Below are 26,189 nucleotides of genomic sequence, written 5' to 3'. Positions count from 1 at the left end.
TTAACAGTGCTTGTCCGCCATGCCACGCGCCTGCACTATAATCGGCAGACTATGAATAATCAACGCATCCTCTCGCACTTCCACGAAAGTGCCGAACTCAAGATCCAGGCCGCCACCGTACTGGCGCAACCCATTGCGCAGGCGATCGACCTGATGTTTTACGCATTGTCCAACGGCAACAAGATCCTGGCCTGCGGCAACGGCGGTTCCGCCGCCGACTGCCAGCATTTTGCGGCCGAGCTGGTGGGACGCTTCGAACGCGAGCGCTTTCCGCTGCCGGCCCTGGCGCTGACGACGGATACGTCGATCCTGACGGCCGTGGCCAACGACTACAGCTACCGCGAGATTTTCTCGAAGCAGGTGCAAGCGTTCGGCCAGGCCGGCGACATCCTGCTGGCCATCTCCACGTCGGGCAATTCGGCCAACGTGATGGCCGCCGTGGAAGCGGCGCTCGAGCGCGAAATGCGCGTCGTGGCGCTGACGGGCAAGGATGGCGGCGCCATCGGCAAGATGCTGACGGACGCCGACGTGCATATCTGCGTGCCGGCCGAGCGCACGGCGCGCATCCAGGAAGTCCATCTGACCACCATACATTGCATCTGCGACGGCATCGACGTCGCGCTATTCGGAGGAGACGTGAATGACTAAATTCGGTACTGGCCCAGGCTGGAAACGCGTACAACGCCCATTGGCGACCGCATTGCTGTGCGGCGCCATGCTCACCTCGCTCACCGGCTGCATCGAACTGATGGTCGGCGGCGCCGTGATGGGCGGCGTTGCCGCGGCAGACCGCCGCACCCTGGGCGCCCAGACCGAAGACAAGTCGATCGCCGTCAAAGGCGAATCGCGCATCCCCTCCATCGTCGGCGATGCCGGCCATGTGAATGTCACCAGCTTCAACCGCCGCGTGCTGCTGACGGGCGAAGTGCGCGACGACGCGATGAAAAATGCCGTCGAGCGCGAAGTGCGCAATATCGAAGGCGTGGAATCGGTGGCCAATGAATTGATCATCGCCGGCCCGGCCAGCTACACCTCGCGCTCGAACGACGCGCTGATCACCACCAAGGTCAAGGCCAGCCTGGTGGACATGAAAACCATTTCGGCAGCCTCGTTCAAGGTCGTCACGGAAAACGCCACCGTCTTCCTGATGGGCCGCGTTACCCAGCGCGAAGGCACGGTCGCAGCCGATGTGGCGCGCGGCGTGGGCGGCGTGCAGAAAGTGGTCAAGCTGTTCGACTACATTTCGGAAGCGGAATTGAAGCAATTGCAACCCGACCCGCCGCAGCAGCGCACGACGGGCAGCGTCGGCGACAGGCCCCAGCAGTAAGCCTGTACGTCGTTTGACCTACGGCTTTGACGCGGGGATACGGCTATAATTGCCGCATCGCCGCGCTTCTCAAGTGAACATATTTCAACTTCTCCATGTCAACTTCGCCCTCCGCAAGCAAGTCCTGGATCAAACCAGCCCTGATCGCCGTCTTCGTGGCGGGCGTGGCGGCGGCAGCTTACCTGTCGCTGAATGACAAGCAAAGCGCGCCGGACGTGACGTTCCACGGCATCCATGGCGAGAAAATCACCTCGGCCAGCCTGCGCGGCAAGGTCGTGATGGTCAATTTCTGGGCCACCTCGTGCACCACCTGCGTGGCGGAAATGCCGGAAATGGTCGACACTTACAACAAGTATAAGGGCCAGGGACTGGAATTCGTGGCCGTTGCCATGAAATACGATCCGGCCAACTACGTGCTGAATTTCGCCGAAACGCGCCAGCTGCCATTCAAGGTGGCGCTCGACGTGACGGGCGAGGCGGCCAAGGCCTATGGCGACGTGGCCCTCACGCCCACCACCTTCGTGCTCGACAAGCAGGGCAAGATCCTCAAGCGCTACGTGGGCAAACCCGAATTCACCGAACTGCACAAGTTGCTTGAGACAGCCATCGCTGGCTAAGTCAGCGCACAAACACGGTATAAAACCTTGTTGCCAAGTGTTATCAACCTGTTATAACCTTCTCTTGCGTGACCCCATTCACCTTGTGAAGGCCAGCCGTGTCCCTAGCCGCTCAATCGCTTGACCCGCAACAACTCAAAACCTGGCTGCTTGCCGCCGGGAACAAGGACGCCACGGCGTTCCGCCAGCTATATAACTCCACCTCATCGAAACTGTTTGGCTTCGCGCTGCGTATATTGCATAAGCAAGAGCTCGCTGAAGAAGCCTTGCAAGAGGGTTTCGTCGCCATCTGGAACAACGCTGCCACCTACCAGAGCCATCTGGCGGCGCCGATGACCTGGATGGCCACCATCGTGCGCAACAAGGCGTTCGATGTGCTGCGGCGCAGCGACGATACCGTGGAAATCGATGCCGAACAGTTTGATAGCGAAGTCATGAATGCACTCCGAGACCCCCAGGCCACGCCGATCGAATCACTGCTGATGAGCGGTGACGCCAAGGCGCTGGCGTTTTGCATGTCGGCCCTGGAAGGGCTGCACCGGCAGGTGGTCGCCCTGGCGTTCTATCATGACCTGTCGCACAGCGAAGTGGCGCAGCAGATGTCGCTGCCGATCGGCACCGTGAAGACCTGGATACGCCGCAGCCTGGAACGGCTGCGCACGTGCCTGGCAAAACGGGAGACATCATGAATATCCGCGGCAATGACGTGCTGCGCCAGAAACTGGCGTCCGAATACGTGCTGGGTACCCTGAAAGGGGGTGCGCGGCGGCGTTTCGAAGGCTGGCTGTACAACGACGCCGATTTGCGCAATATCACGGCCGAATGGCGCCAGCGTTTGGAACCGATGGCGGAATTTGCCACGCCCGTGGCGCCGCCCAAGCGCGTGTGGCAACAGATCGAGCAGCGCTTGCACCTGGCGCCGCAGGGCGGCTGGTCTTTGTTCCGCGATTCGCTGTCGTTCTGGCGTTCGCTGGGCATGGCCTCGAGCGCCATCGCCGCGCTGCTGGTGATCGTCGTGGCCACGCGCCTGCTGGACGCGCCGCAAATCAGCTATGTGGCCAGCCTGACGGACGAGAAAGCGCAAACGGCCCTGCTGCTGACGGCCGACAGCCGCCATGGCGCACTCGAAGTGCGCATGGTGGGCAACGCGCCCGTACCGAGCGATAAGGATCTCGAACTGTGGGCCGTGCCGAAGAGCGGCAACCCGCGCTCCTTGGGCTTGCTGGCCGACAAGGGCAACGTGAAACTGGCCCTGTCGCAGCGCGCCATCGGCAACGACGTGGCCTTGCTGGCCGTCACCCTGGAACCGAAAGGCGGTTCGCCGAATCCGGACGGACCGACGGGACCGGTTTTGTACAAGGGTAACTGGGTGAAAATTTAACCCGAAGGCAGAAATCCGGGGTCAGTCCCTGCGGGATCGGAATTTGCCCCATTAGGACAAATTCCCCCGTCGGGTCTGACCCCAGCAGTTGATTTGGATTGCTTACCTTACTTCGGATACAGAATCATCTGCGTGCAGCGAAACAGGGCGATGGTCTTGCCCGTTTCCTTGCTTTTCACCACGGCATCCCACACTTGCGTGTTGCGGCCCTTGTGCTCGACTTTCGCCGTGCAGGTGAGCGTACCTTCGCGGGCCGTACCCAGGTGGTTCGATTTCAACTCGATGGTGGTGAAGTTGCTGGCGCCCTCAGGCAGGTTGACGATGCAGCCATAGCCGGACGCCGTGTCGGCCAGGGTCACCACGCTGCCCGCGTGCAGATAGCCGTTCGGCGCCAGCAAATGTGGCAGCACGGGCAATTCCGCCGTCAGCTGGCCGTCGCCCACTGCCGTGATGACGATGCCCAGGTGGCCGGGCAGGCGGCCTGTGCCGCGTTCATTCAACATTGCTACGGTGATATCGGGATTGCTCATGCGGGTCCTTGTGCGGGTGAATCCGGACAGGGATCTGCCGGAAAATACTATGATGATAGCAACTTTCCCCGCAGCGGTTTGGCGGCTGCCTATTTCCGGCTGCGCCGCCTTTTCCACCACACCAGTGTCCCCGTCAGCAGGAACAGCAGCGGCATCAAGCCAAAGACGGTAATGAAGGCGCGCCCGGCCACGCCGAACGCCTGGCCCGAATGCAGGGGGAATTGCCAGCCCAGGAAGCGCTCGCCATACGAGGCCGTGAGCGGATCGCGGATGCGCAGGGGCAAGCCGCTGCGCGCGTCCAGGGTCAGCCGCGTGGCACCGTCGCCGTGGGCAATTTCATCCGGCTGGCGCACGCGGATCTCGTACGGCTGGTCCTGTTTCGCCGGCAAGACGATGCGCGACACGCGCGCCTGCGGATACAGCAGCTGTGCAGCAGCCATGGCCTGGCCCGCATCGAGCAGGGCGCCGTCCTGCGCCGCATTCTTCAGTTTGGCCGTCTCGGGCACCGTCGACACGAGCGCCACCAAGGGCACCACCAGTTGCGGCAAATTGAAATAAATACCGGAAAAGGCGATCACGGCCAGCGCGGGCGCGGCAAAGAAGCCGACCGCCTTGTGAAATGTATAGTTAAAGCGGGGCCAGGAGCCGCCATGCGACACCGTCAGGGCGCGCTTGATCGCCGTCCACTGCAGGCGCGGCCACCACAGGTAGATGCCGCTCAAGGCCATCAGCAGCAGGGCCACGCCGGAAATCCCCGTAACCGTCTTGCCCGCATCGCCCGTCAGCAGATAGCGGTGTACATGAAACATGCCCGACATCAGCAGCGGACGCGTGAGACCGAAGCGGCCCCAGTCGCGCTCGCCTTTGACTTGCAAGGTGTAGGGGTCGACCATCACCTGGCGCACGATGGCCTGGCTGAAGGAGGAAGGTTTGCCTGGCTGGCGGTACGAGGCCACATACACGTCGCGCGCATCGGCGGGCGGATTGAGCTGGCTTGGCTTGCCGTAGGCGGGGTCGGCCGCGAGCCCATCCACCACCGCTTGCAGCGTGCGCGGCGTGACCTGGAACACCTGGCCCGGCGCGGGCTTACTCGCTTGCAACAGTGTGGGATTGAGCCAGGCATCGAGTTCCGGCATCCAGGCGATGGCGGACCCCGTCAAGCCCAGCACGACAAACAGAGCGCCAAACCACAGGCCCGCATACAGGTGCAGTTTGCTGATCAAGCACTTGCTGAGGCGTTGCGACATGGACACTTTGGGAAATTTTGGGCTGCGGAACGATAGCATGAAAGGCATGGAGTGAAAATCATTATCAGATGGCATTCTGTCGTGCCCACCCAGCGCAAATGAATTGCAACAAGCGCTGACAGCGAGGCGATTTTCTTGCTACTATGCGCCCATGTCTTCCCGCCAGCCCACCCGCAAGCTTGCCCATCACGCCGCCGCCGCCCTCGCGCGCAGGCCGTGGCAGCTGTGCGTGGCGCTGTTCAGTGCGCTGGCTCTCGTGTTCCTGCTGTCGACGGCCGCTTCGCACCTGCACAAGACGACGCTCGACGCGGAAGAGTGCGCGCTATGCGCCACGGTCATCGACAAGGTGGCCGATATCGGCGTGCCGCCGGCCGTCACCGAGCCACCTGCCCAGTTACTGCCCTACCGCTTGCTGGCCCTCGCGCCCGCCACCCTGGCGCCCGCCGCCGCCCTCATCCTGCCGCCCGTGCGCGGCCCGCCTGCCGCCTCGTTGTAGTTCCCACGCTGTTTTTCCTTTTTCAGGCTGCCCCTTGTCGCGCTTTCTTGCGCGCCGGGCCGCCTGGCGTTGACTATTTTTGAGGTTTACCATGCAACACACACCACGCCTGAGCGCGCTGTCGCTCGCCCTTGCCAGCCTGTTCACCGTTTCCGCCCATGCCACCGAGCCTGTCGAAGCCAAGACCGATGCTGCCCCACAAGATATGCAAAAGGTTGAAGTTACCTCCGCCCATTTGAAAAGCGCGCGCATCGAGCTCTCGCCGAAAGTCGGCACCACCATCTACAGCATCGACAGCCACATGGTCAACATGCTGGGCCAGGGTGACAACACGCCGTTCAATGAAGTGCTGCTGCGCCTGCCGGGCGTATCGCAGGATTCGAAGGGCTCGGGCGCCCTGCACGTGCGCGACGACCATGCCAACGTGCAATACCGCATCAATGGCGTGCAGCTACCGGAAAGCATCAGCGGCTTTGGCCAGTCCATCGACACGCGTTTGATCGACAAGACGGATTTCATGACGGGCGCCTTGCCGGCCCAGTTCGGCCTGCGCACGGCGGGCATCGTCGATATTGAAACGAAAGAGGGTGGACTGACGCCAGGCGGGCGCATCGGCATCATGGTCGGCAGCCACGACCACGTAGAGCCGAGTGCCGAATTTTTCGGCAGCGTGGGCAAGTTCAATTACTACCTGTCCGGCAGCTACCTGGGCAATGCCCTGGGCGTGGAAAACCCGCAAGCCACGCGCAGCGCCTTGCACGACAAGACGCGCCAGAACAAATCGTTCGGCAGCCTGTCGTATTTCCTTGATGACAACACCCGCCTGGGCGCCATGTTCGGCACGTATAACGGCCGCTTCCAGATTCCCAACAACCCCAACCAGGCGCCCGCCTTCTCGCTCGATGGCCACAGCGATGCGCAGGCAGGCACATCGACCTTGCCGTCATCGCAATTGAATGAAAACCAGCGCGAAGTGAACCGCTTCCTCGTGCTGTCGCTGCAAAAGAGCCTGGGCGACGTCAATTACCAGGTATCCGCCTTCCACCAGTATTCGGAACTGCACTTCACGCCCGATGCCATTGGCGACCTGATCTACAACGGCGTTGCCTCGGATGCGCGCCGCGCGAACAGCGCCTCCGGTGCCCAGTTCGATATCAGCTACAAGCTGCACCCGGACCATACCGTGCGCGCGGGCCTGGCCTACACGCGCCAGAAGACGACCAGCGACAACATGGTGGCCGTCTTCCCCGCCATGGACGGCGCGCAAACCTCCACCACGCCGATCAGCATTCTCGACAACAGTGGCAAGACAGGCACGCTGGCCAGCTTTTACCTGCAGGATGAATGGCATATCAGCAAGCCCCTGACCCTGAACTATGGCGCCCGCTTCGACAAGGTCTCGGCCTACACGAGCGAGCAGCAATGGAGCCCGCGCGTCAACCTGGCGTATCAGCTGGCGCCGGGCACGGCCCTGCACGCCGGCTATTCGCGCTACTTCACGCCGCCGCCGCAGGAACTGGCGGCGCAAGGCAGCATCGACCTGTACGCGAACACGACGAATGCGCCGGAAATCGGCCAGTCGGACAACGTCAAGGCCGAGCGCACGCATTACTACGACGTCGGTATCAGCCACCAGGTGAGTTCGAAACTGACCGTGACGGCGGACGTGTACTACAAAAAGATCAACAACCTGCTGGATGAAGGCCAGTTCGGCCAGGCGCTGATCCTGACACCGTTCAACTATGCGGACGGCTATGCCAAGGGCCTGGAATTGTCGGCCATCTACAGCGAGAAAAACTGGGGCTTGTTCCTCAACGCCAGCACGCAAAAAGCGCAGGGACGCAACATCAATTCGGGCCAGGCCCTGTTTGGCGCCGATGAGTTGAACACCATCAGCAAGCACTATGTTTACCTCGATCATGACCAGAAATACACGCTGTCCGGTGGCGGCCATTATCACTTTGGCGATTCACAAGTGAGTGCTGACTTCCTGTACGGCAGCGGCCTGCGCATGACTCCAGACGGCGGCATGCCCAATTCCGGCCATCTGCCGAGTTACTTTACCGTCAACACGGCGCTCACGCACACGTGGAAAAACACGCCGGTCGGCAAGGTGGAAGGACGCCTGGCCCTGATCAACCTGTTCGATAAATCGTACCTGCTGCGCGACGGTTCCGGCGTGGGCGTGGGGGCGCCGCAGCATGGTGCCCGCCGCAGCATTTACGCCGGCCTGTCCACAAGCTTCTAAAAGTTACGCGCGAAGACAGCGGCAGGGAGCAACGCCTGCCGCTGTCGGTTGCCGTCATACACTGCTACCGCCCAAGGATCACGACTTTGACTTGCGCGAACGGCGTCAGGTCGAAGGCCCGAAGGATAGCCTTGCCCGGCAGAAAACACGGTCACGCCGCATATTCCGCCTTGACGAGGCGGCCAGGCGTATATCCATGCGTCACATCATAGCTAATTTATCAACCATGCTTTTTCAGCATGCAAATATCGGATGTTCGGCAGCATGGCGTGCATAACGCTGCGGGCAGGCAAAAAAAAGCCGCCAGCGTGAGCAGGCGGCTTTGATGTGGCACAAAAGGCTTAGAAATTCAGCGCCGATTCCACGCCGGCGCTATGCGCCTGTTCATCCGCGTGGTACGAGCTGCGCACCATGGCGCCCACGGCGGCGTGGGTGAAGCCCATTTTATACGCTTCTGCTTCGAACATTTTAAACACGTCCGGGTGCACGTAGCGGCGCACGGGCAAGTGGCTGTTCGATGGTGCCAGGTACTGGCCGATGGTCAGCATGTCGATGTCGTGCTCGCGCATGTCGCGCATGACTTGCAGGATTTCCTCGTCCGTCTCGCCCAGGCCCACCATGATGCCGGACTTGGTTTTCACGTCCGGGTACATGGCCTTGAAATCCTTCAGCAGTTTCAGCGAGTGCATGTAGTCAGAGCCGGGACGCGCTTCCTTGTACAGGCGCGGCGCCGTTTCCAGGTTGTGGTTCATGACGTCAGGCAAGCCATCCTTGAACAGGTTCAACGCTTTTTCCAGGCGGCCACGGAAGTCGGGCACCAGCACTTCGATGCGGGTGTTCGGCGACAGGGCGCGCGTTTGCTGGATGCACTCGACGAAATGGCCGGCGCCGCCGTCGCGCAAGTCATCGCGGTCGACGGAAGTGATGACGACGTAATTCAGGCGCAGCTTGGCGATGGTTTTCGACAAGTTCGATGGCTCTTCCTTGTCCAGCGGATCAGGACGGCCATGGCCGACGTCGCAGAACGGGCAGCGGCGCGTGCACTTGTCGCCCATGATCATGAACGTGGCCGTGCCCTTGCCAAAGCATTCGCCGATGTTCGGGCAGCTGGCTTCCTCGCACACCGTGACGAGCTTGTTTTCGCGCAGGATGTCCTTGATTTCATAGAAACGGGTCGATGCCGAAGCGGCCTTGACGCGGATCCAGTCCGGCTTTTTCAGGCGCTCGACTTGCTCGATCGGAATGATCTTGATCGGGATGCGCGACGTCTTGCTGGCGCCTTTTTGCTTTTCGCTCGGGTTGTACGCGGGAGCGGCAGTAGCGGCGGGGGCGGTGCTGGAAATGGTCTCAGAAGTCATGGCTGCAAGCCCTTGAGGGGCATGTTGGTTTGTTTGCTCAGGCATCCGCTGCCTGAGGCGCGCCTGCGGCGCTGTGTACTTCGCTTACATCGAGTAATACGGTCAATTCATGGGCCAGGGCCCGCTGCACCTCGGCCAGCGGCACCGACACGCCCATGCTGCGCATGTCCACCGTCTTCAGGCCGGAATAACCGCAGGGGTTAATCCAGGAAAACGGCGCCAGGTCCATCGCCACGTTGAGCGATACGCCATGGTAGGTGCAGCCGTTGCCGCGCACTTTCAAGCCCAGCGCGGCGATCTTCGCACCCTTGCTTGGTCCGCCGGCGATATAGATGCCGGGCGCGCCATCGATGCGCTCGCCAGCAAGATTATACGCCGCCAGCACGTTGATGATGGCTTGCTCGATTTTATGCACGAACTGGCGCGCATACAGCTTGCCGCCCGGCTTGTTGCGGCGCAAGTCCATCAACAGGTAAATCACCACCTGGCCGGGGCCGTGGAACGTCACTTCGCCGCCACGGTCCGTCTGCACCACGGGGATCGCGTCCGCGCCGGCCAGCAGATGGCCGCGGTCGGCCGCCAGGCCCAGGGTGAACACGGGCGGATGCTCGACGATCCACAGTTCGTCGCGCGTGTCCGTCGTGCGCGCGTCGGTAAACGCGCGCATGGCGGCAAAGGTCGGCTCGTAATCGACGCGGCCCAGCTCGCGGATCAGCGCCGCTTCGGTTCGGGTGGTGGTCATGACAGATTCTGTAATCAGCTGCCGGCGCCCTGCGGACGCTGCGGCGAAGCCGTGATTATAAGCCAGGCCGCCGTTTCATTCAGCCCCGGGCACAGGCAACAGCAGCAAGCTGCCCAATTTTTGTGCAGCGTGGCGCACCTGAGCCAGGCTCAGCGCCGTGTAGCCCAGCAGCACGGCCGGTGCCAGCCTGGCGCTATGGCAAAAATCACCGAGCGGCTGCAGCGCCAGTCCCTCCTGCGCGGCGCGCGCGCAAAACGCCCGTGCGTCGCTGTCCGGTGGCAGCCACAGCACGCAATGAAAACCCGCCTGCTGGCCCGAAATCGTGTAACGGCCTGGGGCGACCTGCTCCAGGCAAGCCAGCAGCAGGTCACGCCGCTCCTTGTAGGCCAGGCGCGCCTGGCGCAAATGGCGAACGAAAGCGCCTTCCTCCATCCAGGCGGCCAGCGCCAGCTGTTCCGTCACGCCCACGGAACGGCCCGTCAACTGCACGATGCGCAGCAGTTGCGGGCGCAAGGGGGGCGGCAGCACCATGAAGCCCACGCGCAGGCCGGCAAACAGGGTCTTGTTAAAACTGCCACAGTAGATCACGCGCTGGTACTGGTCCAGCGCCTTCAGGGCCGCGAGCGGGGCGCTGTGATAATTGAATTCACTGTCGTAATCGTCTTCCACCACCCAGGCACCGCTGTCATTCGCCCATTCGAGCAAGGCCAGGCGGCGCGTGACGGACATGGTCACACCCAGCGGCGACTGGTGCGCCGGCGTCACATACGCGAGGCAGGCGTCGGTGTGCGCGGCCAGGGCGGCGCAATCGATGCCCTCGGCATCGACGGCAATGTCCACCGGCACGGCGCCCGCGAGGGCGAACAGGGCGCGCGCGGCTGGATAGCCGGGCTCTTCCAGGCAAACCTTGTCGCCATCGCGCACGATGCTGCGCGCCAGCAAGTCGATCGCGTGGCGGATGCCGGTGGTGACAACGATGTCTTGCGGATCGCAGCGGATGCCGCGGTACTTGGCGAGGAAATCGGCGATCTGCTGGCGCAGTTCGGGCAGGCCGGACGGATCGGCGCTGCACAACTGCTCCGGCGTGGCGGCGGCCAGCGCCCGCGTGGCGCACTTGGACCAGGCGGCCATGGGAAACAGGCTGGCGTCGGCGCGCCGCGCCACGAAGGGCAAGCCGTCGCGCACGCCCGTGTCCGAAGCGAGTGCGGGCACGCTAGCCGGTGCGGCCGGGGTGGCATCGGCGAAGCCTGCCATCAGGAAGCGTTCCGGCACCACGGCGCACACGCGCGTGCCGGAACCGGGCACGCGCGTCACATACGCTTCCGCGTGCAGGCGGTCGAACACGGTTTCGATTGTGCCGCGCGACAACTCCCACCGTTCGGCCAGGGTGCGGCTGGACGGCAAACGGCTGCCCGCCGGCAGCATCTTCGTCAGGATGGCCGAGCGCAGCGCTTCATACGCGCCATCCTGCTTGTTGACGCCCGCCTTGGCTAGCCAGCTAGTGGGACGAGGCAAGTCCAGGGCGTGCGGTGATTTTCCTCGCGGCATAATAATCGTCCAAGTGGTCCAATGAGTTTTCTGATGACTGGCACTTCGCATTACACCACAAACCTTCTACTCTCACCGTTCCGGTGCGCCAGCGGGGCGCACACTTGCAGAGATCGAGTAAAACAATGCAGAAACAACTCGCTGTATGGGCCTGGGGCGGCATCGTGCTGCTGCTGGTCTGCCTGTCGCGCATCAGCATCGACATCTATTTGCCTTCGCTGCCGGCCATGGCCGATGCCCTGCATGCCAGCGATGCCCAGTTGCAACTGACCCTGAGCCTGTTCATGGCCGGCTCGGCCGCCTCGATGCTGGCTTGCGGGCCGCTGGCCGACCGTTATGGGCGCCGTCCCGTGCTGCTGGCCGGCACGGGCATTTATGTGATTGCCAGCATCGTCTGCAGCGTGACCTCCGATGTGCACGTGCTGATCGCCGCGCGCGTGCTACAAGCGTTCGGCGGCTGCAGTGGCACCATCATCGGCAGGGTCATGGTGCGCGACCGCTTCGACCCCGCCACGCAGGCGCGCATGCTGGGACGCATCTCGATGGTGATGGGCCTGTCGCCCATCGTGGCGCCGCTGGCCGGCAGCGTGCTCGATGCAGCATTCGGCTGGCGCGCCGTGTTTGGCCTGCTGTGCCTGCTTGGAGCGCTGTCGCTGTGGCTGATCGCCGCCTACGTGCCGGAAACGAAACCCGCCGACGCCGTGCCACAGGGCAATACCCTGGCGTTGTACCGCCGCCTGCTGGGCGACGCGTATTTTCTACGCTATGCGCTGGCCATTGCTTGTGTATATTGCACGTATTTTCCCTTCATCGCGGAATCGTCCGTGTTGTTGCAAAGGGGTATGCATCTGTCACCGCACGCGTATGCGCTGGTGTTCGCGCTGACGGTCAGCGGCTATGTGGCGGGGTCGAGCCTGTTCCGCGCACTGGGACCGCGCCTGGGCGCCGATTATATGCTGGGTGTGGCGGTGCTGATCAATGTGGCGGGTGCGGCCAGCTTGTTGCTGGCAGGCAGCCTGGCGCCGCAGCACGTGGCCTCGCTGGTGGCGCCCATGCTGCTGGTGATGGTGTCGGTGGGCATGGCCATTCCCGCTTGCCAGCTGGCCGTGCTGCAGCCGTATGGCGCCCAGGCGGGCAGCGCCTCGGGCCTGTTCTTCTTCGTGCAAATGCTCATCACGGCCGCCTGCGGCGCCGTCATCGCCGCCATCACCGACGGCAGCGAAAAGCCCCTGCTGTGGGTGACGGCGGCGGCCAGTGGCGCCTTTGCCGCCGTCTGGCTGCTCACGAAGAGCCGGGCCAGCGTGGCGGCAGCCAGCCTTACATGACGATCTTGACCATCGGGTGGCCCGACAGCGCCATGTACAGGGCGTCGAGCTGCTCGCGGCTGATGGCGCGCACGGTCACGGTCAGGCCCGTGTAATTGCCCTTGCCCGATGGGCGCTCTTCCATGCGGCCCACGTGGAAGGTCGGATCGTGGCTGATGACCAGTTCCAGCATGGTCGGCGCGAAGTCGACATGCGTCGGACCCATGATCTTGATGGGAAAATCGCTCGGGTATTCGATCAGCGATTCGCTGGGAGGAATCGTGACTTCGGTGGGTGGGGTGGTTTGCATGGGAAATCCAATCAGTGCCGGTCAGAACAGGCGGCGCAGCATACATCGCGCGGCGACTGCATAAAAGCGTATTGTAGCCAACTTTGGGGGCGCATGCGCCCGTTGCCATGGTGCCGGCGTGGCGGAAAAAAAAAGCCAGCTTGGTAAGCTGGCGAAAACTATTTCGTTTGAACAAAATAGCCGGAAAAATCGGTGCTGTCACGCAGTGGAGAAGCAGTGGTCGTACTGTAGACAAAATACGCCGGCCTTACCCCCTGCATGTGACGAACTGCCGCTTTTTCAGCCTGAGTGACGATACGGCGCGACAGACGGCACAGCCGTCAGCGTTCCGCTTCCTGCATCCGGCCATTGCGGCCCGGACCGCCGCGCTCATTGCCTCGGTCATTGCTCCGATCACGGGGCGGCCCGCTGCGTTCGCCGCCACGCGCTTCCTGAGGTGGACGGGCGGCGGGTGCCGGTGGAGGCGGCGGCGCTGGACGCGGGGCGGCCACGGGCGGCGGGGCAGGCAAGGACGGCGGCGGCGCCGTCTGCAGCATTTCGCGGCGGGAGCCACGCTCTCCGCGCTCCCAGCGATTGCCGTCCGGGCGTGGCTGCGGCCGCTCCTCGCCACGCCAACCGGGACGGCCCACCTGGTCTTGCACGGGTGGCAAGGCCGGCATCGCCGGCATCACGGGTTGGGCCGGTATCGGCGGCTGTTGCGGCTGGGCCGGCACGGGCGGCCGGTTCGGCTGCATGGGACGCGGCGCCATATGCGTCTGGCCATCGTCCGTCTGCAAGCGGCCCGGGCGGTTGACCCAGTCGCGCCGGAAACCGTTGTCGCCGCGCGGCACCTCGGCAGGGCGTTGCCAGTTGCCCGCCGGCGCAGGCGCCGTGCTCAAGGGCAAGCTTTGCAAGACGGGTGGCGGCATGGTGGTGCGGTTGCGGCGCGGCACGCGGCCGCGCTCGCGTCCCGGTGCCCAGCCCCAGCGGTGGCCCAGCAGCACCCAGCGGCCGTAATGCGAGGGCGCATAGCCCCACGGCGCATTATCGACCCAGGTCCAGCCCCACGGCGCGATCCATGTCCAGCGCCCGTCGCTGTAGGGTGCCCAACCAGCCGGCACCGTGCTGGGCAGCCACAAGGGGCCGTATTGCGCATCATCCTGCCAGGCGCCGTAGCGGTCCAGCTCTTCATAGCCGGTGGTATCGTCCGTGACATAGCGCAAGGCCGGCGTGGCGACGGGCAAGGCTTCGGGCCAGTTGTCGAAGGCGATCCTCTGCAAGGCACCCGTGCGCAATTCCGCGTCCGTCAGCTCGGCCCGCTTGCCGGCACGCAAGGTCACGCTGCCTGTCGCGCCATCCACGTCGGCCGCCCCTTCGAGCACGCTGACGACGCTGGTGCCGGGCTGGCGTCCCGCATCGACGCGCACCCAGCCCGGTTGAGTGAGATTCACGCGCGCCTGGGCGGTGGTCAGTTCGAAGCCGCGCAGCGCATTGGGATTGCGCACGCGCACGCTGACTGTGCCATAGCTGAGGTGCAGGGTGAAATGGTCGTCATCGAGCTCCCTTACTTCCAGCTCGGAATCGCCGTCGAGGCGCACGGCAGCCGCGCCCACGCGAAATTCCGCCAGCGCTGCGCGCATGGTGCTGAGCCGGTTATCCGTCGTGACAGGCCAGTTCAGCAGGGCGTTTTGCGCCTCGCCATCGCCGGCGCGCACCAGCACCTGCCCTTCGACGGTGGAAATGCGGCCCACGCGGGCCGGCAGGTCCTGCGCCAGGGCGAAGGTGCACGCCGACGACAGCAGCATGGCGCACACAGTGTTCAAGAGGGGGAGAGACAGGATCGGACGCATGGCAGCGCTCCAGGCAGGACGTACAATGATGATTGCTATCGATTACATCCGCATCGGGCGGGCATCGCAAGCGGGCTTACAAATGTTTGCATATTGATCTGGCTCAGGATGCCGCCTGGCTGCCGCGCTTGACGAAGAACAAGGCGGCGCCAACGGCCATCAACAGGCCGCCAAAGAAGCGGTTCTGCTTTTTCACGGCCTTGGCATCGCGGAAAAAGCGCTGCATCGACGAAGCCAGGAAGGCGTAGCTGTGCATGACGATCTGATCGATCGTGCACATGGTGACGGCCAGGATCAGCAGTTGCGGCAACAGCGGCGCCGTGGGGCTGATAAATTGCGGCAATACCGCCACCATGAAGATGATGCCTTTCGGATTCGTCACATTGGTCAGAAAACCTGTCAGCACGCGCCGGCCCATGGACGGCACCACCGCGTCGGCATGCAGGTCGCCCGTCACCGCCACCCTGGCGCGCCATTGCGACAAGCCCAGATAGATCAAATACAAAGCGCCCACCGTCTTGACGATATTGAACGCCACTTCAGAGGCCAGCAGCAAAGAGCCCACGCCGGCGCCGGCGATGCCCAGCACCACCAACAGCCCCAGCTGCAGGCCCAGGATGGTGGCGCTGGCCTTCTTCACCCCGTAGGACAGGCCATGCGACATCGACAGCACGGCGCCCGAGCCGGGCGAGACGGCGATGATGGAGGCAGCAATGACAAAAGTGATCCAGGTGGCGAAATGCATGCGGTGTCCAAAAAAATGGTGACGATGAGCAATTTTAACCCGGCCCGTGCGGCCCTGCCGGCCCTGCCTGAGGTAAGATCGCAAGGATGACTTACCCACGTCACCCCTTGCCGTACAACCAAGAATAACATCATGAAAAACAACACTTTCCTCGCTCTAATATTTTCTGCCACCACTGCGGGAGCGCGCTGAGATGGCCGGCTCCAGCCTGCTGGCCCTGCTAGACGACATCGCCAGCATCCTCGACGATGTTTCCCTGATGACCAAAGTGGCCGCCAAGAAGACGGCCGGCGTGCTCGGTGACGACCTGGCATTGAACGCGCAGCAGGTGGCCGGCGTGCGCGCCGAGCGCGAACTGCCTGTCGTCTGGGCCGTCGCCGTCGGTTCTCTGAAGAACAAGGCCATCCTCGTGCCGGCCGCGCTGGCCATCAGCGCGTTTGCGCCGTGGGCCATCACGCCGCTCTTGATGGTGGGTGGCGCCTACCTGTGCTTCGAGGGTTTCGAAAAGATCGCCCATCAATACCTGCACCCGGACGACAGCCACAAGGCCGAGCTGGCACAGGCGCTGCGCGACCCGCAGGTGGACCTGGTGGCGCTGGAAAAGGACAAGATCAAGGGCGCCATCCGCACCGACTTCATTTTGTCGGCGGAAATCATCGTCATCGCCCTCGGCACGGTGGCTGCCGCCACCTTCGCCGAGCAGGTGGCCGTCGTCGTCGGCATCGCCATCATCATGACGGTGGGCGTGTATGGCCTGGTGGCTGGCATCGTCAAGCTCGATGACGCGGGCTTTTATCTGGCGGCGCGCAAGGGCGCGGGCGCGCTGATGAATGGCGTACGCGGTTTTGGCCGCATGCTCGTGTCGGCGGCGCCGAAACTGATGAAATTTCTCTCCGTGGTGGGCACGCTGGCCATGTTCATGGTGGGCGGCGGCATCTTGACGCACGGCTGGCCGTGGGCCAGCGCCATGTTGCACCACGCGGAAGAAGCCGTCGGTGGCGTGGCCGGCATCGGCCCCGTGCTGGCAGCCGTCACGCCCAGCCTGATCAACGCGGTGGCCGGCGTCATCGCCGGTGGCCTGGTGCTGGCCGGCGTCACCGCCGTATCGGCTTTGTGGCGCATGGTCAAATCAAACAAATAAGCTTTCTGGTCTGATGGGGCGGCAGGCGCATCCGTGCCTGCCGCCCCGGCCATGCCGGCGGCGCCTGCCTGCCCATGGAGACCCTATGCAGCCTTCCCCCATCCAACGCCCCAGCAACGCCTTCATCGGCGCCTCCTGGGCGGCCCTGCTGATCGGCGCCATTACCTATTTGTCCGGCCTCTGGAACGCCACGATGGCCCTCAACGAGAAGGGCTATTACTTTACGCTCCTCATGTATGGCCTGTTCGCCGCCGTCTCGCTGCAAAAGTCCGTGCGCGATGTGGCGCGCGCGTCGGTCGCCACGCCAGCCGACGCGCCGGGAACTTAAGCACCAGCGGCGCGTCTATCTCTATATCCATAGCGGGAGAGGACGATGAGCGACCAGCAGAAACGTTTACAGATGGCGCTGGAGGCGGCGCACATGGCGATATGGGATTCGCGCATCGTCGCTGGCCGGGTCATCGACGGCACGGTCATCTGGTCGGCCAGGGGTGCAGCCCTGCTGGGCCTGGAGGAGCGCGCCCTGACCCATTCCTTCCCCGCTTTCCTCGACTGCGTGCATGCCGATGACCGCGACAAGGTGGTCGGCGTGCTGCAGGACGGCGTGCGGCGGCGCGGCGCCTACGCCCTGCAATACCGCGTCATCTGGCCCGACGGCAGCGAACACTGGCTGGCGGCCAAGGCGCAGGTTTTCATGGATGGCGGCGGTCATCCCGAGCGCACCCTGGGCGTCATCTGGGATGTCACCGAGCACATATTGCGCGAACTCATGATCGCCGAGCGCAAGGAACTGGCCGAAGTGACGCTCAGCTCCATCGGCGACGGCGTCATCACCACCGATCCGCAGGGCAAGACGCGCTACCTGAACCGCGTGGCCGAGCAACTCACGGGCTGGAGCAGCCAGCTGGCCGAGGGGCTCGACATCATGGAAACGCTGTGCCTGGTCAATGAACACCTGAGCCAGCCGCTCGAGCACGTCGCCATCAAGTGCCTGCGCCAGCGCCAGGCCATCGGCGTATCCACGCACACGCAACTGATCACGCGCGAAGGCCGGCGCATCGCCATCGAAGAATCCGCCGCGCCCATCTGGTCGCGCGACGGCGATATCCTCGGCGCCGTCGTCGTGTTTCGCGACGTCAGCCACGAACGCAAGCTGAGCCAGCAATTGTCGTGGCAAGCCACGCACGACGCCCTGACGGGCCTGATCAACCGGCGCGAATTCGAACACCTGGTGGCGGGCGCCCTGCATACGGCCAAAGAAAGCGGCCACGCGCATGCGCTGCTGTACCTCGACCTGGACCAGTTCAAGATCATCAACGACACCTGCGGCCATGGCGCCGGCGACGTGCTGCTGCAGTTGCTGGCCAAGATGCTGCAGGGACAGATGCGCGACAGCGACATCCTGGCGCGCCTCGGTGGCGACGAACTGGGCGTGCTGCTGCCCCACTGTCCGCTCGAGCATGCGTGCCTGATCGGCGAACAGCTGCGTCAGTCCGTGCGCGAATTCCCGTTCGCCTGGGACGAACACAGCTTCGAACTGGGCGTGAGCATCGGCATCGCGGAAATCAACCAGGACAGCAAGTCCATGAGCGAGCTGCTGAGCGCCGCCGACCAGGCTTGCTACCTGGCCAAGGAGCAGGGCCGCAACCGCCTGCACGTGTACCAGGAGTCCGACGTCATGCTGGCGCAGCGGCACGGTGAAATGCTGTGGATTTCACGCCTGAACGAAGCGTTCGCACACGACTATTTCCGCCTGTACGCCATGCCCATCGTGCACCTGCGCGACAGCCCGGAACAACATGACGAAGTGCTGATCCGCATCCGCAACAGCCAGGGCGACCTGATACTGCCCGGCGCCTTCATTCCCGCCGCCGAACGCTACGACATGATGCTGTCCATCGACCGCTGGGTCATCCGCGCCGTCTGCCAGCATATCCAGAGCGTGCGCGACAGCCTGCCGCCTTTGGCCGCGCTGGCGGAAAGCCGGCGCCGCACACCGGCCCTGTATTCCGTCAACCTGTCAGGCATGTCGCTGGCCGACACGGGCCTGCAAGACTACATCACCGGGCAATTCGTGCAATACGCGATTGCGCCCGAACAAATCTGCTTTGAAATCACGGAAACGGCCGTCATTGCCAATTTGCCAAAAGCGCAAGTATTCATGCGCCAGCTCAAGGCCATGGGCTGCCGCTTCTCGCTCGACGACTTCGGCAGCGGCTTTTCCTCGTTCGGCTACCTGAAAGCGCTGCCCGTCGACTACCTGAAAATCGACGGCGTCTTCGTGCGCGGCATCGCCACCAATGCCATCAACCGCGCCATGGTCAAGGCCATCAATGAAGTAGGCCACGTGATGGGCTTGAAAACGGTGGCCGAATACGTGGAAAACGCGGAAACCCTGGCCATCATCCGCGAGCTGGGCATCGACTACGCACAAGGCTACGCCGTGGGCAGCCCGCGGCCGCTGACGGCAGGCGTCGATTAGCCACCGCCGGCAACCATTAACTTTAAAACAATGCCGCATTGCTATCGCTAAATGCGTGCGAGCACGACCAATCTGGAGGATTTTGATCTACATCAATAAATTTGCGCAAGCGACTCCTTACACTGATCTCCATTCTTGCAATCGTGCAAGTCTTACTCACCAATGAGCTCTTTAACTGATCAGGAAGCCGCGACCATGCGCCAAAATTTGCCAGTGACTAACCGTGAAGTCCTCGTCTTGGACGATCAGGCCATCGTGTCGAAAACGGATATGAACGGCAATATCGTGTATGTGAATCCGTACTTCAGCCAGGTCAGCGGCTTCAGCGAGGCAGAGCTGATCGGTTCCCCGCAAAATATCGTGCGCCACCCGGACATGCCGGCCGAAGCGTTTGCCGACCTGTGGGCATCGATCCAGGCTGGCACGCCGTGGACGGGCCTGGTCAAGAACCGCTGCAAAAACGGCGACTTTTACTGGGTGCGCGCCAACGTCACGCCCATCCGCGAAGCGGGCAAGACCATCGGCTACATGTCGGTGCGCGTGAAGGCCGACAAGGATCAGGTCAAGGCGACCGAGGAAGCCTACGCGGCCATCCGTAACAAGGAAGGCGGCAAGATTGTCATCAAGAACGGACAAATCGTGCGCCCTGGCCTGGCGCACCTGCTGCACAACCTGACGCACATGTCGCTCAACTTGCGCATCTGGGCCGCCACGTCCATCGTCAACTGCCTGCAGTTACTGGTGTGCGTCATCAGCCTGTTCGCCAGCGGCGGCAAGATCACCAATTACGCCATCTTCGGCGCCACCCTGTTCGGCTTCCTGATCAACGTTTTCCTCTGGTACACCTTGCGCACGTCCGTGCTCAAGCCGCTGGGCAAGGCCTTGAATGGCGCGCGGGCGATTGCCGCCGGCGACTTGTCGGGCAGCTTTGAAACGGACAGCACGGATGAAGTGGGGCAATTGCTGCGCGCGCTGCAACAGATGAACAGCAACCTGATCGCCACCATCCGCGACGTGCGCATCAACGTGGAAACCATGGCCGTGGCCACCAAGCAAATCGCCGTCGGCAATATGGACCTCTCGGGCCGCACGGAATCGCAGGCGGCCAGCCTGGAAGAGACGGCCTCGAGCATCGAGGAATTCTCGTCGACGGTGAAACAGAACGCGGACAACTCGGTGCAGGCGAACGAGCTGGCCGTGGCCGCCTCAAAAGTGGCCGTGCAGGGCGGCGAGATCGTGGCCGAAGTGATCACCACCATGGACGACATCAACACTTCGTCGAAGAAAATCGTCGACATCATCGGCCTGATCGAAGGCATCGCCTTCCAGACGAATATCCTGGCCCTGAACGCTGCCGTGGAAGCGGCACGCGCCGGCGAGCAGGGCCGCGGCTTCGCGGTGGTGGCGGGCGAAGTGCGCAACCTGGCGCAGCGCTCGTCCGTGGCGGCCAAGGACATCAAGCAACTGATTGAAATTTCCGTCGGCAAGGTGGGCGCCGGCATGCTGCAGGTGAACAGAGCCGGCGCCACCATGGAACAGGTGGTCAGTTCCGTCAAGCAGGTGACGGCCATCATGCAGGAAATTTCCATCGCCTCGCGTGAACAAAGCATCGGCGTCGACCAGGTCAACCAGGCCATCGCCCACATGGACCAGGTGACGCAGCAGAACGCGGCCCTGGTGGAAGAAGCCGCCGCCGCCGCCACGCGCCTGGCGGAAGAAGCCGCCAGCCTGTCGCAAGCCGTGAGCCTGTTCAATTTCGGCAAGATGCCGCCACCGCGCCGCGTCGCCATGCCCGGCGGCAAGAGTGGCGCCGCGAACACCGGCAAACCCGCCGCGCTGAAACGCCTGGCCGCCTAACACCTTTCAAGACCTTACACACATCATGCCTACACTACTCAGCAGTGCTTCCGCCGACCTGGACGCCGTCGTCGAATTCGACCCGGTCATCATCGGCAAGATGAGCCAGTCCGGCCCCCGCTACACGTCCTATCCGACCGCCGACCGTTTCAGTACCGACTTCGGCTACGGCAATTTTCTCGAAGCACTGGCCGCGCTGCGCATGCGCGGCGGCCGCCGTCCGCTGTCGCTGTACGTGCACGTGCCGTTTTGCGACACCCTGTGTTACTACTGCGCCTGCAACAAAATCATCACGAAAGACCGCAGCAAGGCCGCCACCTATCTCAGCTATCTGAAACAGGAAATCGCCATGCAGGGCAAGCTGTTTGCCGGCATGAACCAGATCGAACAGCTGCATTTCGGCGGCGGCACGCCCACTTACCTGAGCGAAAAGCAGATGGATGAACTGATGCTGCATTTGCGCCAGCATTTCGAGTTTGCTTCCGATGAAGACGGCGAGTATTCGATCGAGATCGACCCCCGCACCGTCTCGCGCGAACGCGTGTTTTCGCTGCGCGCGCAAGGCTTCAACCGCATCAGCCTGGGCGTGCAGGATTTCGACGCCGACGTGCAGAAGGCCGTCAACCGCATCCAGCCGGAAGCGGAAACGGTGGCCATCATGCAGGCGGCGCGCGACGCCGGTTTCCGCTCGATCAGCATCGACCTGATCTACGGCTTGCCCAAGCAAAGCCTGGAGACCATGACGGAAACCTTGCGCAAGGTGATTTCCGCCAGCCCCGACCGCATCGCCCTGTACCACTACGCGCACATGCCGCACCTGTTCAAGCCGCAGCGCCGCATCCTCGACGCCGACATGCCCGACAGCGCCACCAAGCTGGCCATGCTGGGCCTGTGCATCGCGCGCCTGACGGCCGCCGGCTATGTGTACATCGGCATGGACCATTTCGCCAAGCCGACGGACGACCTGGCCGTGGCGCAACGCCAGGGCCGCTTGCACCGCAACTTCCAGGGCTATTCGACGCGCGCGGAAGCGGACCTGATCGCCTGCGGCGTGTCGGCCATCAGCTCCGTCGGCGCCGTCTACAGCCAGAATGAAAAAACGCTGGACGCTTACTACGAAAAGCTCGACGAAGGCGTGCTGCCGATCGCCCGGGGCATCAAGCTCGATACGGATGATTTATTGCGCCGTATCATCATCCAGATGCTGATGTGCAATTTCGAATTGTCGATCGCCACCATCGAACAGGCGCATCCCGTGAAGTTCCGCAGCTATTTTGCCGCCGAGCTGGAAAAGCTGCGCGAACTGGCCAGAGATGGCTTGCTCGTCATCGAGGAAGACTGGCTGACGGTAACGCCGAAAGGGCGCTTGCTGATCCGCAATATCTGCATGGTCTTCGACCGCTACCTGACGCAGGCCCGCGCGAACGCGGCGCCGGACGCGGTGCAGCCGCTGCGCTACTCGAAAACGGTGTAACACCGCCCGATGAACGCCCTCAGCCTCGTGCCCATGTTCCTGGTCGGCCTGGCCGGCAGCGTACACTGCATCGGCATGTGCGGCGGCATCGTCGGCGCACTGTCGCTGGGCGGTGGCACGCCGGCCGCTCCTGTCCGCCCGGTCATTTCCATCGCCGTGGCACGCCCCGCATTGCAGACAAGCTTGCAATCGAACATGCTGCGCGTGCTGGCGTATAACGGCGGGCGCATCGTCAGCTACATGCTGGCCGGCGCCATGGCCGGCAGCCTGGCCGGCGCGGGCATGCTGCATATGGCGTCACTGCAAGTGGCCGGCTACTGGCTGGCCAACCTGATGCTCGTCGCCCTGGGCCTGTACCTGATGGATGCCTGGCGCGGCCTGGCCCACCTGGAAGCGGCCGGCAATGTCGTCTGGCGCCGCGTGCGCCCCCTGCTGAAACCGTTGATGCCGATGGATACGCCATTCAAGGCGCTGGCCGTGGGTGGCCTGTGGGGCTGGGTGCCGTGCGGCATGGTCTACAGCGCCCTGCTGACGGCCATGCTGCAAGGTTCGGCCATCGACGGCGCGGCCGCCATGGCTGCCTTCGGCCTGGGCACCCTGCCCATGCTGTTTGGTATGGGCTTGCTGGGCACGCGCCTGCGCGCGCAGATGCAGCGCCGTCCCGTGCGCATTGCCAGCGGCTTGCTGGTACTCGGCTTCGGCCTGCTGGGCCTGCTGCGCGCCGCGAATGGCGTCTCGCTGGGCTGGCTCGACGCCCTGTGCGTCACGGGCCATCCATGAAAAGACGCATGAAAACAAACCTATGAATGCTGTTTTAAAACCGTCCGCCTGCTTCCATTGCGGCTTGCCCGTGCCAAGTGGCTCGAACTGGTACGTCACTATCGATGAGCTGCCGCGCGCCATGTGCTGTCCCGGCTGCGAAGCGGTGGCGCAAACCATCGTCGACATCGGCCAGAGCGCCTACTACCGCGACCGCGACGAATACGCCGTCAACGCAGCCGATGCCACCATGGTGCCGCCTGAGCTGCGCCTGTACAGCAATGACGATGCGCAATTCGCGCGCGACGCCAGCAGCTGCGAAGCGACACTGTCCGTCGAAGGCATCCGCTGCGCCGCCTGCGTCTGGTTGATCGAACGTCAATTAACGCGCCTGCCCGGCGTGCAGGCGGCCAGCCTGAACGTCGCCACCGAGCGTCTGTACGTGCGCTGGAGCCGCGCGCAGTGCGAGCCGGGCGACATCCTGCAAGCCGTGCGGCAAGTCGGCTACACGGCGTATCCGTATGACGCCGTGCGCCATGGTGAGCGCCTGCAAAAAGCCAGCAAGACCCTGGGCCGCCAGCTGTTCGTGGCGGGCCTGTCGATGATGCAGGTGATGATGTACGTGGCGCCCGCCTACCTGGCCGCCGAGGATGGCACCCTGGACGACAGTATGGCCAGCCTGATGCGCTGGGCCAGCCTGCTGCTGACCTTGCCGGCCATCTGCTATTCGGCCATGCCCTTCTTCCAGGGCGCCTGGGCCAGCCTGCGCGCACGCACCCTGGGCATGGACGTGCCCGTCGCGCTGGGCATCCTGGCGGCCTTCTTCGGCAGCGTGGTGGCGACCTTTACGGGCCGCGGCGAGGTGTATTACGACTCGGCCACGATGTTCATCTTCCTCTTGCTGTGCAGCCGCTATTACGAGCTGCAGGCGCGCCGCAAGGCAGCCTCGGCGCTGGAACGGCTGCAGCATGCCTTACCCGCCTCGGCCTCGCTGATGGCGGGCTTTCCCGACAACCGCGCCACCACCCTGGTGCCGGCCGGCACGCTGGATGTGGGCGACATCATCCTCGTGAAACCGGGCGAGGCGATCGCCGCCGACAGCGTCATCATCGAAGGCACGAGCGCGCTCGATTTATCGCTGCTGACGGGCGAAAGCGCGGCGCAGCGGCGCAAGACGGGCGAACAGGTGCCGGGCGGGGCCATCAACGCAAGTGCCGTCCTGACATTGCGCGTACTGAAACCGGCGCGTGAAAGCACCCTGTCGGACCTGTTAAAACTCATCGAGCGGGCTGGCAGCGGCAAGCCGCAGATCGCGCAGTGGGCCGATAAAGTGGCCGCCTGGTTCGTGCTGGGCCTGCTGCTGTTTGCCGTCGCCGTGTTCGCCTTCTGGAGCTGGCACGATGCGTCGCGGGCCTGGCCCGTGGCCATCGCCGTGCTGGTCGTGTCGTGCCCGTGCGCGCTGTCCCTGGCCACGCCGACGGCGCTGGCGGCCGCCACCGACAGCCTGCTGCGGCGCGGCGTGCTCATCGTCCAGCCGCATGTGCTGGAAACCCTGCACCGCGCCACCCATATCGTCTTCGACAAGACGGGGACATTGACCCTGGGCCGGCCTGTGCTGCAGCAAATCGAGGGACTCGGCAGCATGACGGAAGACGCTTGCCTGCAACTGGCCGCCGCGCTGGAAGCGGGCAGCGCCCATCCGCTGGCGCAGGCGATCCTGGCAGCCGCCGAAGGGTTACCAGGACAGCAATCGCGCGCGCATGCGGAAAACCTGCAGGAAGTGCAGGGCCAGGGACTCGAAGGCGTGATCGATGGCGTGCGCTACCGCCTGGGCAATGCGGCCTTTGTCGCCGCCATCGCCGGGCCGCCGCTGGGCGACACGGCCGTCGGCGTGCAGGGCATGACGCCGCTGTACCTGGGCACGCAGGGGCGCTGGCTCACGCGTTTCCTGCTCAGCGATGCGCTGCGCCCGGAAGCGCGCGAAGTAGTCGCGTATTTCCAGCGGCGCGGCAAGCAAGTCGTGCTGCTGAGCGGCGACCAGGAAGCGCTGACGCAAAGCGTGGCGGCGCAACTGGGCATCGACACGGCGTGCGGCGAATGCCTGCCCGATGAAAAGCTCGATTTCGTGCAGCAGTTGCAGGCGACGGGTGCCGTCGTGGCGATGGTCGGCGACGGCATCAACGACGCGGCCGTGCTGAGCGGTGCCGACGTCTCGTTCGCCATGGGTTCCGGCGCCGCGCTGGCGCAGGCGCAGGCGGACACGGTGCTGCTGTCGAGCCAACTGGTTTCCGTGCTCGATACGGCGAAAACGGCCGCGCGCAGCATGCGCATCATCCGCGAAAACCTGGGCTGGGCAACCCTGTACAATCTGACGGCCATCCCGGCCGCCGCGCTGGGTTTCCTGAACCCCTGGCTGTCCGGCGTCGGCATGGCTGCCAGCTCGGCGGTCGTCATCGCCAACGCCCTGCGCCTGCGGAAAGCCTGAACCATGGAAGCACTCTACCTCCTCATCCCCTTAAGCGTCGTGGTCGTCTTCATCGCCCTGTGGGTGTATTTCACGGCCTCGGACAGCGGCCAGTTCGACGACCTCGTCGGACCCGGCCTGCGCGTGCTGCAGGACGACGATACGCCGCCGCCCGAAGCCCCCGCCCCTGCGCCCACTCAACGCGAATAGCCTTGCGACCCCGGCCGCGCATCGAAGCGCCGGCCCCACCACGGTAAAAACACGGTATTGCCGCCGCGTGCGCGGAACCACGGCTGCTCATGGTCGATGGGCCGCACCACGGCCGGCGGC

Annotated in this window: 23 protein-coding genes and 1 pseudogene; 16 read left to right on the top strand and 8 right to left on the bottom strand. The window is 63.8% G+C overall.

Annotated features, from left to right (window positions below):
- Positions 1-51 precede the first annotated feature (51 nt).
- The 5 genes from ACQ4WN_RS12780 (at position 52) to ACQ4WN_RS12760 (ending at position 3,325) form a co-directional block, all read left to right on the top strand.
- Positions 52-648, top strand: coding sequence for a phosphoheptose isomerase (locus ACQ4WN_RS12780; protein WP_034752465.1), 597 nt, complete (start codon positions 52-54; stop codon positions 646-648).
- Positions 641-1,327, top strand: coding sequence for a BON domain-containing protein (locus tag ACQ4WN_RS12775; RefSeq protein WP_436551872.1), 687 nt, complete (start codon positions 641-643; stop codon positions 1,325-1,327). Before ACQ4WN_RS12780 ends, ACQ4WN_RS12775 begins: the two co-directional genes overlap by 8 nt.
- A gap of 95 nt (positions 1,328-1,422) precedes the next feature.
- On the top strand, positions 1,423-1,944 hold the full coding sequence (locus ACQ4WN_RS12770) for a peroxiredoxin family protein (protein WP_436551871.1): 522 nt from the start codon (positions 1,423-1,425) through the stop codon (positions 1,942-1,944).
- A gap of 98 nt (positions 1,945-2,042) precedes the next feature.
- Positions 2,043-2,633 carry a sigma-70 family RNA polymerase sigma factor gene (locus ACQ4WN_RS12765; RefSeq protein WP_436551870.1) on the top strand — a complete coding sequence of 197 codons (591 nt, stop codon included), beginning with the start codon at positions 2,043-2,045 and terminating at the stop codon, positions 2,631-2,633.
- The gene (locus ACQ4WN_RS12760; RefSeq protein ID WP_436551869.1) at positions 2,630-3,325 is read left to right on the top strand and encodes an anti-sigma factor; all 696 of its coding nucleotides are present in this window, start codon (positions 2,630-2,632) and stop codon (positions 3,323-3,325) included. Before ACQ4WN_RS12765 ends, ACQ4WN_RS12760 begins: the two co-directional genes overlap by 4 nt.
- Positions 3,326-3,432: 107 nt before the next feature.
- On the opposite strand, the gene ACQ4WN_RS12755 is transcribed toward ACQ4WN_RS12760, so the two are convergent.
- Complete coding sequence (locus ACQ4WN_RS12755) at positions 3,433-3,855, bottom strand: PaaI family thioesterase (protein WP_076564607.1); 423 nt, start codon at positions 3,853-3,855, stop codon at positions 3,433-3,435.
- Positions 3,856-3,944: 89 nt separating this feature from the next.
- Positions 3,945-5,102, bottom strand: a complete 1,158-nt coding sequence (locus tag ACQ4WN_RS12750; protein WP_436551868.1) for a PepSY-associated TM helix domain-containing protein — start codon at positions 5,100-5,102, stop codon at positions 3,945-3,947.
- 151 nt (positions 5,103-5,253) lie between these two features.
- Between ACQ4WN_RS12750 and ACQ4WN_RS12745 the strand changes: the two genes are divergently transcribed.
- Both ACQ4WN_RS12745 and ACQ4WN_RS12740 read left to right on the top strand, forming a co-directional pair.
- Positions 5,254-5,598 (top strand): hypothetical protein, encoded by a 345-nt coding sequence (locus tag ACQ4WN_RS12745; RefSeq protein ID WP_436551867.1) that lies wholly within the window; start codon positions 5,254-5,256, stop codon positions 5,596-5,598.
- Positions 5,599-5,689: 91 nt separating this feature from the next.
- On the top strand, positions 5,690-7,846 hold the full coding sequence (locus tag ACQ4WN_RS12740) for a TonB-dependent receptor (RefSeq protein ID WP_436551866.1): 2,157 nt from the start codon (positions 5,690-5,692) through the stop codon (positions 7,844-7,846).
- A gap of 341 nt (positions 7,847-8,187) precedes the next feature.
- Here the strand turns inward: ACQ4WN_RS12740 and lipA are convergent, their stop codons facing one another.
- The 3 genes from lipA to pdxR form a co-directional block, all read right to left on the bottom strand.
- Positions 8,188-9,204, bottom strand: a complete 1,017-nt coding sequence (lipA, locus tag ACQ4WN_RS12735; protein WP_436551865.1) for a lipoyl synthase — start codon at positions 9,202-9,204, stop codon at positions 8,188-8,190.
- A gap of 37 nt (positions 9,205-9,241) precedes the next feature.
- The gene (gene lipB, locus ACQ4WN_RS12730) at positions 9,242-9,946 is read right to left on the bottom strand and encodes a lipoyl(octanoyl) transferase LipB (protein ID WP_436551864.1); all 705 of its coding nucleotides are present in this window, start codon (positions 9,944-9,946) and stop codon (positions 9,242-9,244) included.
- A gap of 75 nt (positions 9,947-10,021) precedes the next feature.
- Complete coding sequence (gene pdxR, locus ACQ4WN_RS12725; RefSeq protein WP_436551863.1) at positions 10,022-11,494, bottom strand: MocR-like pyridoxine biosynthesis transcription factor PdxR; 1,473 nt, start codon at positions 11,492-11,494, stop codon at positions 10,022-10,024.
- 125 nt (positions 11,495-11,619) lie between these two features.
- Between pdxR and ACQ4WN_RS12720 the strand changes: the two genes are divergently transcribed.
- Complete coding sequence (locus tag ACQ4WN_RS12720) at positions 11,620-12,819, top strand: multidrug effflux MFS transporter (protein ID WP_436551862.1); 1,200 nt, start codon at positions 11,620-11,622, stop codon at positions 12,817-12,819.
- Here the strand turns inward: ACQ4WN_RS12720 and ACQ4WN_RS12715 are convergent.
- The 3 genes from ACQ4WN_RS12715 to ACQ4WN_RS12705 form a co-directional block, all read right to left on the bottom strand.
- On the bottom strand, positions 12,812-13,108 hold the full coding sequence (locus ACQ4WN_RS12715) for a DUF493 family protein (RefSeq protein ID WP_070223235.1): 297 nt from the start codon (positions 13,106-13,108) through the stop codon (positions 12,812-12,814). The genes ACQ4WN_RS12720 and ACQ4WN_RS12715 overlap by 8 nt on opposite strands.
- Positions 13,109-13,428: 320 nt before the next feature.
- Positions 13,429-14,937: a DUF6600 domain-containing protein gene (locus ACQ4WN_RS12710; protein ID WP_436551861.1), complete on the bottom strand. Its 1,509-nt coding sequence runs from the start codon at positions 14,935-14,937 to the stop codon at positions 13,429-13,431.
- 103 nt (positions 14,938-15,040) lie between these two features.
- The gene (locus tag ACQ4WN_RS12705) at positions 15,041-15,682 is read right to left on the bottom strand and encodes a LysE family transporter (RefSeq protein ID WP_436551860.1); all 642 of its coding nucleotides are present in this window, start codon (positions 15,680-15,682) and stop codon (positions 15,041-15,043) included.
- A 193-nt stretch (positions 15,683-15,875) separates the two neighbouring features.
- On the opposite strand from ACQ4WN_RS12705, the gene ACQ4WN_RS12700 reads away from it, so the two are divergent.
- The 8 genes and pseudogenes from ACQ4WN_RS12700 (at position 15,876) to ccoS (ending at position 26,069) form a co-directional block, all read left to right on the top strand.
- Positions 15,876-16,823, top strand: coding sequence for a DUF808 domain-containing protein (locus ACQ4WN_RS12700; protein WP_436551859.1), 948 nt, complete (start codon positions 15,876-15,878; stop codon positions 16,821-16,823).
- Between the two features lie 85 nt (positions 16,824-16,908).
- A pseudogene (locus ACQ4WN_RS12695) lies at positions 16,909-17,103 on the top strand (YiaA/YiaB family inner membrane protein); the annotation flags it as partial.
- 93 nt (positions 17,104-17,196) lie between these two features.
- Complete coding sequence (locus tag ACQ4WN_RS12690; protein WP_436551858.1) at positions 17,197-19,305, top strand: EAL domain-containing protein; 2,109 nt, start codon at positions 17,197-17,199, stop codon at positions 19,303-19,305.
- A gap of 195 nt (positions 19,306-19,500) precedes the next feature.
- Positions 19,501-21,162: a methyl-accepting chemotaxis protein gene (locus ACQ4WN_RS12685; protein WP_436551857.1), complete on the top strand. Its 1,662-nt coding sequence runs from the start codon at positions 19,501-19,503 to the stop codon at positions 21,160-21,162.
- A gap of 25 nt (positions 21,163-21,187) precedes the next feature.
- Positions 21,188-22,636 carry an oxygen-independent coproporphyrinogen III oxidase gene (gene hemN, locus ACQ4WN_RS12680; RefSeq protein ID WP_436551856.1) on the top strand — a complete coding sequence of 483 codons (1,449 nt, stop codon included), beginning with the start codon at positions 21,188-21,190 and terminating at the stop codon, positions 22,634-22,636.
- Between the two features lie 9 nt (positions 22,637-22,645).
- Positions 22,646-23,416 carry a sulfite exporter TauE/SafE family protein gene (locus ACQ4WN_RS12675; protein ID WP_436551855.1) on the top strand — a complete coding sequence of 257 codons (771 nt, stop codon included), beginning with the start codon at positions 22,646-22,648 and terminating at the stop codon, positions 23,414-23,416.
- Positions 23,417-23,438: 22 nt separating this feature from the next.
- Positions 23,439-25,880: a heavy metal translocating P-type ATPase gene (locus ACQ4WN_RS12670; RefSeq protein ID WP_436551854.1), complete on the top strand. Its 2,442-nt coding sequence runs from the start codon at positions 23,439-23,441 to the stop codon at positions 25,878-25,880.
- 3 nt (positions 25,881-25,883) lie between these two features.
- Positions 25,884-26,069 carry a cbb3-type cytochrome oxidase assembly protein CcoS gene (gene ccoS / locus ACQ4WN_RS12665; RefSeq protein ID WP_436551853.1) on the top strand — a complete coding sequence of 62 codons (186 nt, stop codon included), beginning with the start codon at positions 25,884-25,886 and terminating at the stop codon, positions 26,067-26,069.
- The last annotated feature ends 120 nt before the right edge of the window (positions 26,070-26,189 follow it).

Origin of the sequence: Janthinobacterium pasteuri (assembly GCF_051380775.1) — a bacterium.
Taxonomy (GTDB): Bacteria; Pseudomonadota; Gammaproteobacteria; order Burkholderiales; family Burkholderiaceae_D; genus Janthinobacterium.
Note: the sequence above shows the minus strand (reverse complement) of the source record. Positions and strands in the feature narration are given on the sequence as shown.